This is a genomic window from Streptomyces sp. NPDC090127 (assembly GCF_044746945.1).
GTDB lineage: Bacteria > Actinomycetota > Actinomycetes > Streptomycetales > Streptomycetaceae > Streptomyces.
In genome coordinates, this window is sequence record NZ_JBIVDE010000011.1 from 76,906 (window position 1) to 92,688 (window position 15,783).

The 15,783-nt window shown below is 73.4% G+C and carries 15 protein-coding genes and 1 pseudogene; 7 read left to right on the plus strand and 9 right to left on the minus strand.

Annotation, left to right across the window (positions count from 1 at the left end):
* The 4 genes from ACIPPS_RS31290 to ACIPPS_RS31305 form a co-directional block, all read right to left on the minus strand.
* Complete coding sequence (locus ACIPPS_RS31290) at positions 1 to 1,038, minus strand: TIGR04222 domain-containing membrane protein (protein WP_401439135.1); 1,038 nt, start codon at positions 1,036 to 1,038, stop codon at positions 1 to 3.
* Positions 1,039 to 1,045: 7 nt separating this feature from the next.
* Positions 1,046 to 2,947: a DUF692 domain-containing protein gene (locus ACIPPS_RS31295; RefSeq protein WP_401439137.1), complete on the minus strand. Its 1,902-nt coding sequence runs from the start codon at positions 2,945 to 2,947 to the stop codon at positions 1,046 to 1,048.
* Between the two features lie 180 nt (positions 2,948 to 3,127).
* Entirely contained in the window at positions 3,128 to 3,883 is a 756-nt protein-coding gene (locus ACIPPS_RS31300) for a DUF4142 domain-containing protein (protein WP_401439139.1), read from the minus strand.
* A gap of 179 nt (positions 3,884 to 4,062) precedes the next feature.
* Entirely contained in the window at positions 4,063 to 4,782 is a 720-nt protein-coding gene (locus ACIPPS_RS31305) for a peptidyl-tRNA hydrolase (protein WP_401439141.1), read from the minus strand.
* A 71-nt stretch (positions 4,783 to 4,853) separates the two neighbouring features.
* Between ACIPPS_RS31305 and ACIPPS_RS31310 the strand changes: the two genes are divergently transcribed.
* Genes ACIPPS_RS31310 through ACIPPS_RS31325 form a run of 4 tightly spaced genes read left to right on the plus strand, consistent with a single transcriptional unit; the run spans position 4,854 to position 7,346 of the window.
* The gene (locus ACIPPS_RS31310; protein WP_401439143.1) at positions 4,854 to 5,531 is read left to right on the plus strand and encodes an AIM24 family protein; all 678 of its coding nucleotides are present in this window, start codon (positions 4,854 to 4,856) and stop codon (positions 5,529 to 5,531) included.
* A complete protein-coding gene (locus ACIPPS_RS31315) occupies positions 5,528 to 6,460 on the plus strand; it encodes an ATP-binding cassette domain-containing protein (protein WP_401439263.1) in 933 nt (310 codons plus the stop codon). Before ACIPPS_RS31310 ends, ACIPPS_RS31315 begins: the two co-directional genes overlap by 4 nt.
* Positions 6,457 to 7,110: an ABC transporter gene (locus ACIPPS_RS31320; RefSeq protein WP_401439146.1), complete on the plus strand. Its 654-nt coding sequence runs from the start codon at positions 6,457 to 6,459 to the stop codon at positions 7,108 to 7,110. Before ACIPPS_RS31315 ends, ACIPPS_RS31320 begins: the two co-directional genes overlap by 4 nt.
* Positions 7,111 to 7,124: 14 nt before the next feature.
* On the plus strand, positions 7,125 to 7,346 hold the full coding sequence (locus ACIPPS_RS31325; protein ID WP_401439148.1) for a hypothetical protein: 222 nt from the start codon (positions 7,125 to 7,127) through the stop codon (positions 7,344 to 7,346).
* A gap of 141 nt (positions 7,347 to 7,487) precedes the next feature.
* Here the strand turns inward: ACIPPS_RS31325 and ACIPPS_RS31330 are convergent.
* From ACIPPS_RS31330 to zapE, 5 genes and pseudogenes are all read right to left on the minus strand, one after another.
* Positions 7,488 to 8,393: pseudogene (locus ACIPPS_RS31330) on the minus strand (polysaccharide deacetylase family protein); the annotation flags it as partial.
* 38 nt (positions 8,394 to 8,431) lie between these two features.
* A complete protein-coding gene (locus tag ACIPPS_RS31335) occupies positions 8,432 to 9,424 on the minus strand; it encodes a PPK2 family polyphosphate kinase (protein ID WP_401439151.1) in 993 nt (330 codons plus the stop codon).
* Between the two features lie 86 nt (positions 9,425 to 9,510).
* Positions 9,511 to 10,869: an alkaline phosphatase PhoX gene (locus ACIPPS_RS31340; protein WP_401439153.1), complete on the minus strand. Its 1,359-nt coding sequence runs from the start codon at positions 10,867 to 10,869 to the stop codon at positions 9,511 to 9,513.
* Between the two features lie 133 nt (positions 10,870 to 11,002).
* Positions 11,003 to 11,428 (minus strand): OsmC family protein, encoded by a 426-nt coding sequence (locus ACIPPS_RS31345; RefSeq protein ID WP_401439155.1) that lies wholly within the window; start codon positions 11,426 to 11,428, stop codon positions 11,003 to 11,005.
* Positions 11,429 to 11,461: 33 nt separating this feature from the next.
* On the minus strand, positions 11,462 to 12,544 hold the full coding sequence (gene zapE, locus ACIPPS_RS31350) for a cell division protein ZapE (RefSeq protein ID WP_401439265.1): 1,083 nt from the start codon (positions 12,542 to 12,544) through the stop codon (positions 11,462 to 11,464).
* Positions 12,545 to 12,781: 237 nt separating this feature from the next.
* Between zapE and ACIPPS_RS31355 the strand changes: the two genes are divergently transcribed.
* The 3 genes from ACIPPS_RS31355 to murC all read left to right on the plus strand — a co-directional run bounded on the left by ACIPPS_RS31355 (position 12,782) and on the right by murC (position 15,778).
* Positions 12,782 to 13,618 (plus strand): pyrimidine reductase family protein, encoded by an 837-nt coding sequence (locus tag ACIPPS_RS31355; protein ID WP_401439268.1) that lies wholly within the window; start codon positions 12,782 to 12,784, stop codon positions 13,616 to 13,618.
* Between the two features lie 115 nt (positions 13,619 to 13,733).
* Complete coding sequence (locus tag ACIPPS_RS31360) at positions 13,734 to 14,216, plus strand: indole-3-glycerol phosphate synthase (protein WP_401439157.1); 483 nt, start codon at positions 13,734 to 13,736, stop codon at positions 14,214 to 14,216.
* Positions 14,217 to 14,386: 170 nt separating this feature from the next.
* Positions 14,387 to 15,778, plus strand: a complete 1,392-nt coding sequence (gene murC, locus ACIPPS_RS31365; RefSeq protein WP_401439160.1) for a UDP-N-acetylmuramate--L-alanine ligase — start codon at positions 14,387 to 14,389, stop codon at positions 15,776 to 15,778.
* The last annotated feature ends 5 nt before the right edge of the window (positions 15,779 to 15,783 follow it).

Genomic DNA, 15,783 nt, shown 5'->3' on the forward strand with positions numbered 1-15,783 from the left:
TCAGCCGCTGGAGCCCCCTCCGCAGCTCGAACCGCCGCTGCTGCTGCTGGAGCAGGAGCTGCCGCCGCTGCTCGAACTGGAGCAGCTGGACCCGCTGGACCCGCTGGACCCGCTGGACCCGCCGGAGCAGGCGCTCGCCGCACAACTGCCGCCGCCGTAACCGGAGTCCGTACCGCCGCCCCCGCCGCCGCCTCCGCAGCCGCTCCCGTTGCCCGGGGTCCCGGCGCACCAGTACAGCGAGGTGAGGACGACCGCGTCCGAGCCGGAGGACCGGGTGGTGCCGCCGGCGCGCACCATGACCGGGCGGGGCATCCGGGCCGCCGCGATCAGCTGGGTGCGCAGACCCTCGTCGGGTACGGCGCGCAGCCCGTGCAGCGCGACCTGGTGTCCGGCGTCGGGCGCGTAGACGTGCTCCCGCTGGTACGCGAGGGCGGCGCGGCGGCCGCCCCGGGTGGCGCGGCCGGTGTTGTACGCGCCGCAGACGAGGGCGATGAGGAAGCCCACGAAGAGGACGGGCGCCACCTTGAAGGCGAAGGGCAGTTCGTACGAACCGCTGTCGACGCCCACCGACAGGACGACGGAGAGGACGAGGAGACCGAACGAGCCGAACGCGAGGGCGAGGCAGTCGCGCCGCCCGGTGCGGCGGGCCTCGGGGTCCACCATGAGTCCGCGCGCGGCGAGCCCGTCGCCGATCTCCTGGACGGCGGGGCTGCGCATCACGGCGAGACGCAGTTCGTGCAACGCCCCGTGCGGGGCGGCGGCGAGCTCCTGGAGCACGGCACGTTCGACGTGGTCGCGCGGGGCGGCGCCGGGGCGCGCGACGACGATGCCCGGGCCACCGACGGCGATCCGGCCGTCGGCGTGCAGGGCGGCGAGCGCGGAGTCGACGACCCGGGGCGGGCCGCCGATGAGGAACGCGGACTCGCAGAGGTCGTGGGCGTGACCCCCGCGGTCGGCGCGGTCGGCGCGCAGGCGGACGATCAGCAGGACGGAGCCGATGATCACGGCGGCCCACAGGAGCAGGGCGAACAGGTTCATGGGGGTGTCACCTCCGTACGAGTGCGGCGCGGGCGGCACGCGCCGCGCGGACGAGCCGGCCGGAGAGGCCGGGCGGGCGGGTGCCGGCGCGCTCCTGCCACCAGCGGGTGAGCCGGCGCCGGACGACCGGGTCCTCGGGGTCGCCGGAGACGAGCAGGTGCGCGACGAAGTCGAGGGCGTCTCGGCGGTAACCGCCGGACATGGGGCGGTTCCGGGCGTAGGCGCGGAACGCGGGGCGGTAGCCGTCGCCGAGGATCTCGGGCAGTTCGGGCGCGATCTTGGCGACCACCTCGCTCCGCTTGCCGACGAGGGCGCGGCTCTGCACCCCGATCCGCCGCGAGTCGAAGCCCTCGGGCACGGGAGTCCCGGCGACGAGCGCGGACAGCAGCGCGGCCTCGGCCACGGCGACCCGCTCGCGCGCGGCGTCGCCGCGCGGTGCGGGGGCCGCCGCTCGGACGGTCACGGCCCGGGGCGACGCCGCCGGGGCCGTCGTCGCGGTGGCCGGAGGCGCCGGGGCCGTCGTCGCGGAGGTGGGACGCGCCGGGGCCGTCGTCGCGGCGACGGGACGCGCCGGGGCCGTCGTCGCGGTGGCCGGACGCGCCGGGGGCGCGTGAGCCGGCTCCGCCGTGTCGTCCGCCGCGGGCGCGCGGCGGGACCGCGGCATCAGCCCGCCCGAGACACGTGCACCCGCGCCGATCAACAGCCCGCCCCCGCCCTCGCCCCTGGGCGGCCCGGAGGCCGCGGAGGCCGCCGTCTCCGTGGCGGCCGCGGCTGTGGTGGGCTCGGTCTCGACGGGGCGGGCGGGGGCGTGGGCCACGGGGTGCCCGTCGGTCGAGACGTGCCCGCCGGCCGCGATGTCCGCGTCGGTCGCGGCGGGCCGTCCGGCGGTGACGTCGCCGTCGGTCGCGGCGGGCCGTCCGGCGGTGACGTCGCCGTCGGCTCCGGTGGGTCGTTCGGCGGCGCGGGCCGCCCCGGCTGCGGCCGCCCTCGTTCCGGCCGCCACGCGCCCCCTGATCGTGGCCAGTTCCGAGGCCAGCTCCTCGGCCGGGGGGAAGTTGTCGTCCCGCTCCAGCAGGACCCCCGGCGGGGAGACGCGGGAGGCCAGGTCGGACAGGATGTCCAGGACCGGCTCCGGGACCGGGTGGGCGTGGGTGTCGTGCCAGACGCCGTCACGGGCGAGGCCGCCCGCCACGTGCACGTACGCGATCGCCTCGACCGGCAGCTCGGCGAGCGCCTTCGACGGGGACTCGCCCCGGTTGACGTGGTTGGTGTGGAGGTTGGCGACGTCGATCAGGAGCCGTACCCCCGTACGCTCCACCAGCTCCGCCAGGAACTGACCCTCCGTCAGCTCCTCGCCGGGCCAGGCGATCAGGGCCGCGATGTTCTCCAGGGCCAGCGGCACGGGGAGGGAGTCCTGGGCGATCCGTACGTTCTCGCAGAGCACGTCCAGGGCGTCCCAGGTGCGGGGCACGGGCAGCAGGTGGCCCGCTTCGAGGACCGGCGTCGCCGTCAGGGCGCCCCCGGCCCTGACGAAGGCGATGTGCTCCGAGACCAGGGGCGCCCCGAGCGCGGTCGCCGTCGCCGCCAGCTCCGCGAGCCGCCCGGCGTCCGGTCGGTCGGCGCCGCCGAGGCCCAGCGAGACACCGTGCGGGACGACCGTGACGCCGCGCGCCCGCAGTCGCGCCAGCGCGTCGGGCAGATGGCCCGCGCACACGTTCTCCGCGACGACCTCCACCCAGTCGACACCGGGCAGCGCCTCCACCGCGGCCGCGATCTCCGGCCGCCAGCCGATGCCGACGCCGAGCTCGGTCCCGCGTCCTGTCCGGCGTTCCGTACCGCGTTCCGCTATGTGCTCCGCTGTGGGTGCCGTTCCGTGCTCCGCCGTGACTTCCGTCCCGAGTTCCGTCATGTCCCCCTCCTTCGGTCCCCCACGTGATGGCCCGGCCGAACCCGTTCGAATCCAGTCAGGGGGACGTTCAGAGGTTGATTTGAGGTTCCGGCGGCGCGGAGGGGCTCTCGGTGCCACGGCCGCAGGGCCGCACGGCCGCACGGCCGCGTGGCCCCACCGTCCCAGCGGCCCCGCCGGGCCCTACGGCATCGAGTGCGGCGTCACGATCCCCGCCTCAGGCGCCGGACGCGACGTGAACGACTGGTCCGTCCCCGTCGGCCGCGCGGGCGAGGGCACCGCGGGCGACGGAACGACGGGCGGCCCGGTCGGCGGCGCCGTCTTCCGCCCCGCCGCCTCGTTCGCCAGCGCGTCGAAGTCGACCATCCCGGTCGCCTCCAGCATCGTGATGTGGTCGAGCACCGTCTGGTTCGCGTCACTCGCCAGCTGCCGGATCAACGAGTTGCGCGTGGTGTGCCGGACCTCGGCGATCAGCGCGAACACCTTGCCGTGCGCGTTGCGCAACAGGTTCGCGAACTTCCGCTCGTACTCCTCCCCGCTCGCCGCCGTCAGCTCCCGCAGCCACCCCTGCTGCTGGTCGGTCGGCTGGTTCGGCAGCTCCACGCCCAGCTTCGCCGCCACGGTCCGGGCCCGCCGGTCCAGGTCGGTGTGGCCGACCACGAGATGGTCGCCGCACTCCACCATCGCCCGGCTCGGCGCGCGCTGGATGGCCTGCTGGCCGGCCGGCAGCTCCCACAGCCCGGCCAGCCGCACCTTCACCAGGAAGTCCCGGTCCGTGGCGGACAGCGGCCCCCACTGTGTGGGCACGCTCGACACGTTCAGATTGGCCTGACCGGTTCCGGACCGGTCGGCGTAGGACCAGACGGGGAAGGCCAGCGCACCGACCGTGGCGACGAGCGCCGCGATGATGAGGGCCGTGCCGTTGACGCGTAGCGACAAGGTGTCTCCCGAGCGTTCTCTTCGGTGCCGGTGTGGGTCACCGGAGTGGGTCACCGCAGACTGAACAGCCAACCAGGCAGTCGTTCAACCCACTTGGCGGTATCGGGAGATACGTGCGAGAGGACGGCCGCGTTCAGTCGCCGACCGAACAGACCCCCAAGGACGCGAACACGGCCGGGTCACCCCTGGCCGAGGCGGAGGTGCGCGCCGAAGCGGTCGCCTCCCTCGGCGACGAAGGTGGGGCCCGGGGCGATCTCGGTGAACCCCGCGTCGCGGACCACCGGGAGGCCGCTCGTCGTCAGGTCCGCCCAGCGCGCCGGGGTGGCCGGGCGGACGGCGAGCGGGAAGCCTGCCTCGCGCCAGGCCTTGCGCTCCGTCTCCGGCAGTTCCCACCACAGCAGCTGCGCCGCGTGCCCCGCCTGGGCCATCGTCTTGCCCGCCGACATGTCCAGGTGCGGGTTGAGCCAGAGCGTCACCGTCCCCGGGGCGGGCGCGCCGGGGCCCGCCGGGTCCTCGAGTTCGGTGCCGGACACCTGGAGCTTCGCCAGCTCCTTGGGCCAGCCGTCCAGCGGGATCGGCGGGAACACCCGTACCTCCGCCGCCTCACCCGTCACCGTGATCCCCGGGAGCGCCTCCGCGCGCCGCCACTCCGAACCGCGCGCCCGGCGCACGACCTTACGGATCCGTGCGTCCTGCCAGTCCGCCATCGCCCGAGCCCACTCCCCGTCCCCGGTCGAGCGCTCGTCGGCGAGGATCTCCAGGACCGCGCGGGCGGCGGTCTGAAGGGCGTCGGTACGCGCCGGCGGTTCGGCCCGTTCGATGCGTACGACGAGGGGCAGGACGAACTGGGGCTTCTCGTCGCGGACATCGGCGTGGATCTCGGTCTCGTTGCTGCTCACCGGGCAAGTCTGCCACTGCGCGCGCAGACGCTTCTTGGCGGATCGGCTCGTTCCGGGACAGGATGCCTCCCATGAAGAGCGACCTTTTCTCCGCCGAACACCTCGCCGAGACCGCCGCGTTCCCGGGAATGAGCCTGCAGAACGCGAAATGTGTCAAGTACGTCGTCAGCGGAGAGATGCACGCCCGCCAGGGATCGATGATCGCCTTCCGCGGCGACCTCCAGTTCGAGCGCAAGGGCCAGGGCATCGGCGGCATGCTCAAGCGCGCCGTGACGGGCGAGGGTCTCGCGCTGATGGCCGTGCGCGGCCAGGGCGAGGCCTGGTTCGCGCAGGAGGCGCAGAACTGCTTCATCGTCGAGATGGAGCCGGGGGACGCGCTCACCGTCAACGGCCGGAACGTGCTCTGCTTCGACGCCACCCTGTCGTACGAGATCAGGACGGTGAAGGGCGCCGGCATGACCGGCGGCGGCCTCTTCAACAGCGTCTTCACGGGCCAGGGCAAGATCGCCCTGGCCTGCGAGGGCACCCCGATCGTCATCCCGGTCACCCCCCGGTCCCCGGTCTGCGTCGACACCGACGCCGTGGTCGGCTGGAGCGAGCAGCTGCAGACCTCGCTCCACCGCTCGCAGTCCGTCGGCTCGATGATCCGCGGCGGCTCGGGCGAGGCCGTCCAGCTCCGCCTCGACGGCCAGGGCTTCGTCATCGTCCGGCCGAGCGAGGCCACCCCGCAGAAGGCCGCGTCCCACTGAACCTGGAGCGGGTGGGGCGCCGTTACGGCCCGCGCGGGCCGTGGGTGCTGCGCGAGGTGGACCTCGACCTGCCCGTCGGCGCCCTCGTCCGGCTCACCGGCACCAACGGCAGCGGCAAGTCGACCCTGCTGCGGATCCTCGCGGGCATCGACGCGCCCACGGAGGGCCGGATCACCGGTCGGCCCCGGCGCACGTCGTACGTACCGGAGCGCTTCCCGGCCGCCCTGCCCTTCACCGCGACCGGCTATCTGACGCACCTCGGACGCGTCCAGGGCCTGCGCCGGGCCGACGCGGCCGCGCGGGCGGGGGAGTGGCTGGAACGCCTCGGCGCCGGCGCCTTCGCGGACACCCCGCTCGCCGAACTCTCCAAGGGCAGCAGCCAGAAGGTCGCCGTCGCCCAGGCCCTGCTCGCGGCCCCGGACCTGATCGTCCTGGACGAGGCGTGGACCGGCCTGGACACGGCCGCCCGGCACGCACTCGACCGCGCGGTCCGCGAGCGGGTCGCGGCCGGCGGCACGGCGGTCTTCGTCGACCACGACCCGCGCCGGCTGGCGGGGGAGGCCGACGCGGAGTACGAGGTGGCGGCGGGGGGTCGGGTGAGGGTACGGGCGGGGGCACCGGCGGGGGTGCGGGCATCCGGGCGGACTTCCGGGCCGGCCGCACGGCGGACCTCCGCGCAGGCTGCTGGGCGGAGTTCGGCGATGGCCGCGGACGGGCCTGGCGCAGCGCCGCCCCGCGCGCGGATCGTCGCCTCGGGCGGTCGGCCGCTCCCGGAAGGGCTGCCGGGAGCACTGTCGTACGAGGCCGGATCCGACCGTACGACGACGGTGTACGCCGTCGACGCCACGCACTCCGACGCACTGCTGCGGGCGCTGCTCGACGCCTCCTGGCACATCCACGAGCTGAGCACCGAAGGCGCCCGGACATGACCACCGCACTGCTGCGCTACCAGACCGGCCTGCTGCTGCGTTCCCAGCGCTGGCTCGCACCGCTTCTCCTCTACGCGGTGTTCCTCGCCGTCGGCGTGCGCGCCGGGGAACCTGTGCTCGGCGCCCTCGGCTACGCGGCCGCCGTGCTGCTTCCGGTGACCGCCTGGGTGGTACGGATCTGCCTCACCCAGGAACCCGTCGCCGCCCGGAACGTGGTGGCGGCGGCCGCCGGGCGGCGGCGGGCGCACCTGGCCGCGGTGCTGGCCGCCGTCGCGTGCGCGGCACCGTCGGGGGCGGTCGCGGTGCTGGGCGTGACGGCGGTGGCCGACCTGCGCGGCGTCGGCCCGGCGGAGGCCGTCGCCTCCGGGCTCCTTGCCGCCACGGCCTGCGTCCTGACCGGCGCCGCCGTCGGCACCCTCGCCAGCCGACCGCTCCTGCGCTCACGGGGCTGGTCCCTGGCGGCACTGGTCCTCGGCTCGCTCCTCGCCCTCGTGACGACCGGCTCCCCGGCGAAGCACGCCGTGACGGGCCTGGTCACCGGATCGCGCACCACGACGGTCACGATGCCGTGGCTCGCCCTCCTCGGCGCTCTGGTCCTCGCCGCCCTCGCGGTGGCGGTGAGCGTCAGGGCCACCGCCCGGCGGGAGTGAGTACGCTGGCGAGCATGGACCCGTACTGCGAACCCGCTCGCGCCGAGACGGCGGAGACGGCGGCGACCGGCGGTACGACTCGTACGACGACCGGCCCGACGGCGGCCGAGGGGCCGCCGTACGCCGAGTGCGTGCTGTGCCGGAAGCCGACGGAGTACCCCGAGTCGACCAAGGGAATCACCCTCTGCCCGGTCTGCGCCTGGCGGGAGGCCGAGCGGACGGCCTGCTCGGGCTAGGTCGTGTCCGGAAAGCCAGGACAGTGCGCCGGTGGGAAGTCCGGTGAGACTCCGATGGAACTCCGGTGGCTACCGGGCGCGATCCGTCGCCGGCCCGGCGGCTCCCGTGCCAGCCCCTCGTGTGGTCTCCGCCGGCGCCGCCATCAGCTCCGACACCTTCACGAAGCGGTAGCCCCTGGCCCGCAGTTCGGGCACGATCCTCCGGATCGCCTGCTCCGTGACGGGAGCGGCGCTGCGCGTGCAGTGCATGACCACGAGGGAGCCGGGCCGCACCCCGTCGAGGACCTGCTCGGCGACCGCGTCGCCGTCCTCGGCGAAGGCGTCGCCACTGACCACGTCCCACTGGACCGCCGTGACCTTCGCGGGCGCGAGCGCGCGCAGGGCCCCGTCGTCGTAGCAGCCGCCGGGGAAGCGGAAGTACGGCACGACATTGCGCGCCCCCGCCTTCCGGAAGGCGTCGAAGGCCCGCCGTACGTCGGCGGCCATGTCCTGCTTCGCGACCGTCGGCAGGCCGTAGCAGGGCGTGGCGAAGGCGTAGTGGCTGTAGGAGTGGTTGGCGATCTCGAAACGGGGGTCGGTGCCGATGGACCGGGCCTGGTCCGGGTACTCCTCGGCCCACCGGCCGGTCATGAAGACCGTCGCGTCGACCTTCAGCCGGCGCAGCGTCTCGATCAGCGCCGGGTTGTCGAAGCGCTCGCCGCCGGCGGCCCGCCGCCCCTGGTCGGCCGTCATGTCGGCGTCGAAGGTGAGCGCGACGACCTTGTCGCCGCCCTTGCGGGCGCGCTCGAACACCGGCGTGAGCCCGCCGGGCCCAGGAGCCATGGTCGGCGGCGCCTTGCGCGCCACGCCGGGCCCGGGCGCGGCCCCGGCACTCGGCCCGGCACTCGCTCCCGCCCCGGCACTCGCACCCGTGCCCGGTGTGGTGCTCGCACGCGCCCCGGAGCTCGACGGCGCGGCGGACGACGGGTCCTCAGGCGCCGACGCCAGGTCGGCGGCGCCCCCGCCGCAGCCGACGAGTACGGCACCCAGGAGAGCAAGCGCCGACATTTTTCGTACAGAAATGGTCACTCACGGAAGTTAACCGATCAGGTGGCGAGCAACAGCCTTCGGCACTCCGCCACGTCGAAGCCACCCGGCGGGTACTGCGGGTCCAGGGCGGAGAGGTGCTCCAGGAGGAGCTTGCTGATCGCCCAGTTGCGGTACCACTTACGATCGGCCGGGACCAGGTACCAGGGCGACGCCTCCGTCGAGCAGCGTTCCAGAGCGCGTGCGTACGCCTCCTGGTACGCGGGCCACAGCGCCCGCTCCTCGATGTCGCCCGCGTTGAACTTCCAGTGCTTGTCCGGGTTGTCCAGACGTTCCATCAGACGGGCGCGCTGTTCCTCGTACGAGATGTGGAGGAAGACCTTCACGACGGTCACGCCGTCCTCGGTCAGGGACTCCTCCCAGCGGTTGATCTGGCCGTAGCGGCGGCCGAGGTCGCGGCGCGGTACCAGTTCGCGGACGCGGGCGATGAGGACGTCCTCGTAGTGCGAGCGGTCGAAGATGCCGATCTCGCCCGGCACCGGCAGCGCCCGGGAGATCCGCCAGAGGAAGGGGTGCCCGCGCTCCTCGGCCGTCGGCGTCTTGAAGGCGCGGATCCGGCAGCCGGAGGGGTTGAAGAAGCCGATGACGTGCTTGACCGTGCCGCCCTTGCCGCTCGTGTCCATGCCCTGGAGGACGAGCAGCAGCCGGCGCCGGTCGCCGGCCGTGCTCGCCGCGTACAGCCGCTCCTGGAGGTCGGCGAGGTCGGGACCCATGAGGGCCGTGGCCGCGATCCCGTCCATCTTGGTCCGCGGCCCGACGGGAGTCTCCGAGGCGGAGTACGTGGACAGGTCGACCGGCTTGCCGACGGGCAGCCGCAGGACGTCCCGAACGGCCGGCTCCGCCGACTGCTTCGACTTCCGAAACCCGTCCTGCTCCTTGCCGCCCTTGCCGCCCTCCTGCTCCTGCTCCCGTTCCTCGTGCTTCTTCTTCGCCTTGTCCTTCTTGTGCTTCTTGTCCTTGTCTTTCTTGTCCTTCTTGTCTTTCTTCGCCACCTCGCGACCCCTTCCCGTCCGCCCCGCGCCTTCCCCCGATCCTGCGACGGAAAGCGCGGCTGCGCGACCGGGCGTCGGCGGCTAGGTCAGCACCATGGACCCCGCACGGCGAACGTCGTCCCGGGCGTATAGCAGTTGACGTACATGGTCGTGCCGTCCGGGGAGAACGTCACGCCCGCGAACTCGCCCCACTCCGGGGCCTGGGGCGTGCCGATGTTCTGGGCCCCGCGGGCCATCGCGTACACCTCGCCCTTCCGCGTCAGCCCGTACACGTGCTGCGCGCCCTCGCCGTCCTCGCAGACCATCAGGCCGCCGCTCGGGGCGAGGCAGATGTTGTCCGGTGACTCGCCGGGAAGCCGGATGTCCGTGCTCGGGCCGAAGACGACGACGAGGGTCAGCCGGCGCCGGTGCGGCTCGTACCTCCACACCTGTCCGTAGTGCGTCGCGCCCGAGCCGTCGGCGGTACGGGCGAAGGACGAGACGAAGTAGACGGACCGGCCGCCCCAGTAGCACCCCTCCAGCTTCTGCGCGTGCGTGATGCCGCGCGGCCCGAAGTCCTGGAGCCTGATGGGGGTCTCGGCCGCCTGCGGGTCCGGTACGGGGACCCACTCGACGCCGTCGAAGCTCGCCCCGGTCTCCTGGATCACGGAGAGGTCGGGCACGCCCGGCACCCGCATCGCCTGGAGGGCGCCGCCGGCGCGCAGCGATCCGTGGCCGCCCAGGGGCGCCTTGGGCAGGAAGCGGTAGAAGAGCCCGAACGGCTTCTCGAAGGCGTCCTCGGTCTCGTACACGATCCCGCTCCGCGGGTCGACGGCGATCGCCTCGTGCTGGAAGCGGCCCATGGCCGTGAGCGGGACGGCTCCGGTGCGGTGCGGGTCAGCGCCGTCGACCTCGAAGATGAAACCGTGGTCCTTGGTGTAGCCGTTGGTCCCGGCCCGGTCCTCGGTCTCCTCGCAGGTGAGCCAGGTGCCCCAAGGGGTCGGCCCGCCGGCGCAGTTGACCGCGGTGCCGGCGATCGCGACCCGCTCGTCGATGACCTCGCCCCGGCCGTCCAGCGTGAGCGCCGTACAGCCGCCCTTGGCCGCCGGGTCGTACGTCAGGCCCTGGACCGTCGGGACGCCGATCCTGCCGGTGACGCGGTTCTCGTGGTTGCGGACCAGGTGGACGCGGCCCCGGCGGCCGGCGAAGGCGCCCATGCCGTCGAAGTTGCTGGGGACGCGGCCCTCGCCGGAGCGCAGCGCGTCGCCCTCGCGGGAGAGGACCGTGTAGCGGAAGCCCTTGGGGAGGTCGAGGAGGCCGGCGGGGTCGGGGAGGAGGGGGCCGTAGCCGGCGTGGCCCCGGGCGGCGGCCGTACCGGCGAAGAGCTCACCGAGGGCGCCCGAGAAGGCGATACCGGCGACGGAGGCACCGGTGCGGGAGAGGATCTGACGTCGTGTCGCAGACATGCGGAGGCAACCCACTTCTGTTGGCGGACAGGAGAGGTGTGACGTGTGACCCGCAGTGTGTATCACGCGGTCTGGTGACACGTGAACCCATGCGGGCCTACACGGCCTCACTCGGCATCAAGAGTTGTACGGATCAGACCAGTTCGGCGGTCAGGGTGATCGTCGTGCCCGTGAGCGCCTGACTGACCGGGCAGTTCTTCTTGGCTTCCTCGGCCAGCGAGCGGAACTGGTCCGCGTCCAGCCCCGGGACCTCGCCGCGGACCGTCAGGTGGATGCCCGTGATGCCCTCGCCCGGCTGGAAGGTGACATCGGCCTTGGTCTCCAGGCGGGTCGGCGGGTTGCCCGCCTTGGCCAGGCCGTTGGAGAAGGCCATCGAGAAGCAGGACGAGTGCGCGGCGGCGATCAGCTCCTCCGGGCTGGTCCTGCCGTTCGGCTCCTCGGCGCGGGACGGCCAGGAGACCTCGTACGAACCGAGGCCGGAGGAGTCGAGGGTGACGACGCCCTTGCCCTTGAGGAGGTCGCCCTCCCAGACGGTGTGGGCGTGGCGGACGGTGGCCATGTGAATCCCTTTCGATCGGGTACGGCCCCCAACCTACTGCTCGACCAAGCCCTTCGCGTCCCGTGCCAGTGCGGTGAGCCGGGAGATCGCCCGGAAGTACTTCTTGCGGTACCCGCCCTTCAGCATCTCTTCACTGAAGAGCTGGTCGAAGGGGAGCCCGGAGGCGAGCACCGGGACCTCGCGGTCGTACAGCCGGTCGGCGAGGACGACGAGGCGCAGCGCGGTCGACTGGTCCGGGATCGCGGTCACGTCCGTGAGGCAGACCGCCGTCAGATCGTCGGTGAGCGCGCCGTACCGGCTGGGGTGGACCTTGGCCAGGTGGTCGAGCAGGTGCGGGAAGTCGTCGAGCGAGGCGCCGGGGGTCGCGTACGCCGCCTTCGTCACCTGTTCGTCGGAGTACGGGGCGGGGGCCTCGGGCAGTCCGCGGTGGCGGTAGTCCTCGCCGTCGATGCGCAGCGGACGGAAGTGGGCGGAGAGGCCCTGGATCTCGCGGAGGAAGTCGGCGGCGGCGAAGCGGCCCTCGCCCAGCTTGCCCGGCAGCGTGTTGGAGGTGGCGGCGAGCGCCACGCCCTCCTCCACCAGTCGGCTGAGCAGGGAGGAGACGAGGACGGTGTCGCCCGGGTCGTCCAGTTCGAATTCGTCGATGCAGAGCAGCCGGTGTCCGCTCAGGGTGCGCACGGTCTGCTGGAAGCCGAGCGCGCCGACCAGGTTCGTCAGCTCCACGAAGGTGCCGAAGGCCTTGAGGCCGGGCTCGGCGGGCGTCGCGTGCCAGAGGGAGGCGAGCAGGTGGGTCTTGCCGACGCCGTAGCCGCCGTCGAGGTACACCCCGCGCGGCCCTGTGGGGGCCGCGGGCTTCTTGGCGAACCAGCGGCTGAGGGCCGGGCGCTTGCCGGAGCCGGTGGCGTGGGCGCCGCCGAGTCCCTCGGCGAAGGCGCTCAGGACCCTGACCGCGTCGGTCTGGCTGGGCTGGTTCGGGTCCGGTATGTACGTGTCGAAGCGCACCGAGTCGAATCGTGGCGGCGGGACCATCTCCGCGACGAGCCGGTCGGCGGGGACATGGGGCTCCCGGGCGCAGAGGGAGACCGGGGCCGCTTCGGTGGAAGCCGCTTCGGTCATGGCGCGGGGGGCGTGGGAGGCACGGGTCGACACAGTTCCCCACTCTATGCGCCGTGTCAGACTGCGAGGATGCGACGCCTGTTCCCTGTGACGGACATGACAGCCAGCGATGCCCCGGGCCGCGCGGACGTAGGGGGCCGCGACGCCACGGGTGGGGGTGCGACGGCCGGTGACGCTATGGACAGCGGGGCCATCGGCCGCGATGCCACGCGCGGGGGCGTGACGGCCGGTGACGCCATGGACAGCGGGGCCATCGGCCGCGACGCCACGAGTGGGGGTGTGACGGCCGGTGACGCTACGGACAGCTGGGCTACCGGCCGCGACGCCGCGGACCGTGAGGGTCTCCTCGACAGGGAGTGGTCCCTGGACGAGCTCGCCGACGCCTATCCGTACCCGGCCCTCGCCCCCGGCGAGAGCTGGCTGCGCGCCAACATGGTCTCCTCCCTCGACGGCGCCGGCCAGCACGACGGCCGCTCCCAGCCGCTTTCCTCGGACAGCGACATGCGGATCTTCGGCACCCTGCGCGGCCTCGCCGACGTGATCGTCGTCGGCGCGCAGACCGTACGGCAGGAGGGGTACCGCCCCGCCCGCGCCCGGGACGCCTTCGCGGCCCGCCGGGCGGCCGCCGGGCAGGGGTCCGCGCCGGTGATCGCCGTGGTCAGCGCCTCCCTCGGCCTCGACTTCACGCTGCCGCTCTTCACCGAGCCCCTGGTCCCGACCCTGATCCTGACCGGCGCCGAGGCGCCCGCCGCGCGCGTGGCCGAGGCCCGGGCGGCAGGGGCGGAGGTGGTGATCGCGGGCGAGGGGCCCGGCGTCGAGCCGGCCCGCGCGGTGGCGGCGCTCGCCGAGCGGGGGCTCCGGCGGCAGCTGACCGAGGGCGGCCCCCGGTTGCTGGGCCAGTTCGTGGCGGCCGGGGTGCTCGACGAGCTGTGCCTGACGGTCTCGCCCACGATGACGGCGGGCGCCGCCCAGCGCATCGCCGGAGGGCCGTCGGTGGCCGTCCCGCAGCGGTTCGCCATGGCGTCGCTGCTGGAAGAGGCCGGGTTCCTTTTCACCCGCTACCGTCGGATCTGACAATCGGCGGAATTTGTCGTTCCGGTTAGCTTCCGCTGGGCACACTTACCCCCGAAGACCCCGTAGACCCCTTGCGGGCGCGGGGAAGGATGGTTTCCGCAGAAGGGCTCCTGAGGTGTTCACAAGCGTTCTGATGATCGAGAAGCCCCTCACGTCCGTCGACGTGGAATTCGTCACCACCCTGCACGGCGACGAGGACGTGTCCTTCATCGTGCTGATGCAGCCCCGTGGTGACCAGGCCGATGTACTGCTGCGTGCCATCGACGACGTCGCCATGGGCGACCTGAAGGAAGCGGCCCGCGAGGGTGAGGAACCCGAGGGCAAGGCGGCCCGCGTCCCCGCCGAGCAGGCCCTGGAGTACTCCCTCCAGGGGTTGCGGAACGCGGGGTGCGAGGCGGTCGGGCAGGTGGTCGAGGACCACCCCCTCGACAAGATGAAGGCCGTGGTCGACGAGTCCGCCGCCGACGAGGTCATCGTCCTGACGGCCCCGCACTACGTGGAGGAGTTCTTCCACCGGGACTGGGCGTCGAGAGCCCGGCACAAGGTCGGCGTACCGGTCCTGAAGCTGTTCGCGCACAGCGAGGCGGAGAGCGTCTGAGGAGTGCAGGGGCCGCCCGGCGCGCCGTAGCGGTGGCCGCCGTCTCCGCGCCGCCCGCACGGGCGGCGCGAAGACGCGCGGGGGACGGCGCACTGTGGTCAGCCGGGGGCTGTCACAGCGAGCCACTAGGCTGGGGACCTCCTGTACGTCGTCCCCCGGGGAGAACACTCATGGCACCCGCCATCCCTGCCGCCATGGAACGGCCGCACTTCATCGGCATCGGCGGTGCCGGAATGTCGGGCATCGCGAAGATCCTCGCGCAGCGCGGGGCGAAGGTCGCCGGCAGCGACGCCAAGGAGTCCGCGACCGCCGAGGCGCTGCGCGCGCTCGGGGTCACGGTGCACATCGGGCACTCCGCCGCCCACCTCGCCGACGACGCCTCCGCCGTCGTCGTCTCCAGCGCCATTCGCGCGGACAACCCCGAGCTGGCCCGCGCCGCCGAGCTGGACATCCCGGTCGTCCACCGCTCCGACGCGCTCGCCTCCCTGATGGACGGCCTGCGCGCGATCGCCGTCGCCGGTACGCACGGCAAGACGACGACCACGTCCATGCTGGCCGTCGCGCTCACCGAGCTCGGTCTCGACCCCTCGTACGCCATCGGCGGCGACCTCGCGGGCCCGGGCACGAACGCCCGCCACGGCGACGGTCAGGTCTTCGTGGCCGAGGCCGACGAAAGCGACCGCAGCTTCCAGAAGTACGACCCCGAGGTCGCGATCGTCCTCAACGTCGAGCTGGACCATCATGCGAACTACGCCTCCATGGACGAGATCTACGAGTCCTTCGAGGCCTTCACCGCCAAGATCCGCCCCGGCGGCACCCTCGTCGTCGGCGAGCACCCCGGCGCCCTCGAACTGGCCGGGCGGGTCGCCGGCGACCGGGACCTGCACGTGGTCACCGTCGGCGAGGCCCAGACCTCCGACGTGTGGATCCGTTCGATCGTCCCGAACGGCATGACCAGCGAGGTCGTCGTCGTCATGGACGGTGTCGAGCACACCTTCACCGTCTCCGTCCCGGGCCGCCACTACGCCCACAACGCGGCCGCCGCCCTCGCCGCCGGCTCCCGGGTGGGCATCGACCCGGCGGAGCTGGCCCAGGCCCTCACCGCGTACACCGGGGTCGGTCGACGCCTCCAGCTCAAGGGCGAGGCGGCCGGCGTGCAGGTCATCGACTCGTACGCCCACCACCCCACCGAGATGACCGCCGATCTGGAGGCCATGCGCGGCGCCGCCGGGGCCGCGCGCCTCCTCGTGGTCTTCCAGCCCCACCTCTTCTCCCGCACCCAGGAGCTCGGCAAGGAGATGGGCGACGCCCTCGCCCTCGCCGACGCCTCCGTGGTCCTGGACATCTACCCGGCCCGCGAGGACCCGATCCCGGGCATCACCAGCGAGCTGATCATCACGGCGGCCCGCGCGGCGGGCGCGGACGTGACGCCGGTGGCCGACAAGGACACGGTCCCGGAGGTCGTGGTGGGAATGGCCAGGCCCGGTGATCTCGTTCTGACGATGGGCGCGGGCGACGTCACGGACCTCGGTCCGCGGATCCTCGCCCGCCTGTCGAGCTGAGGAGC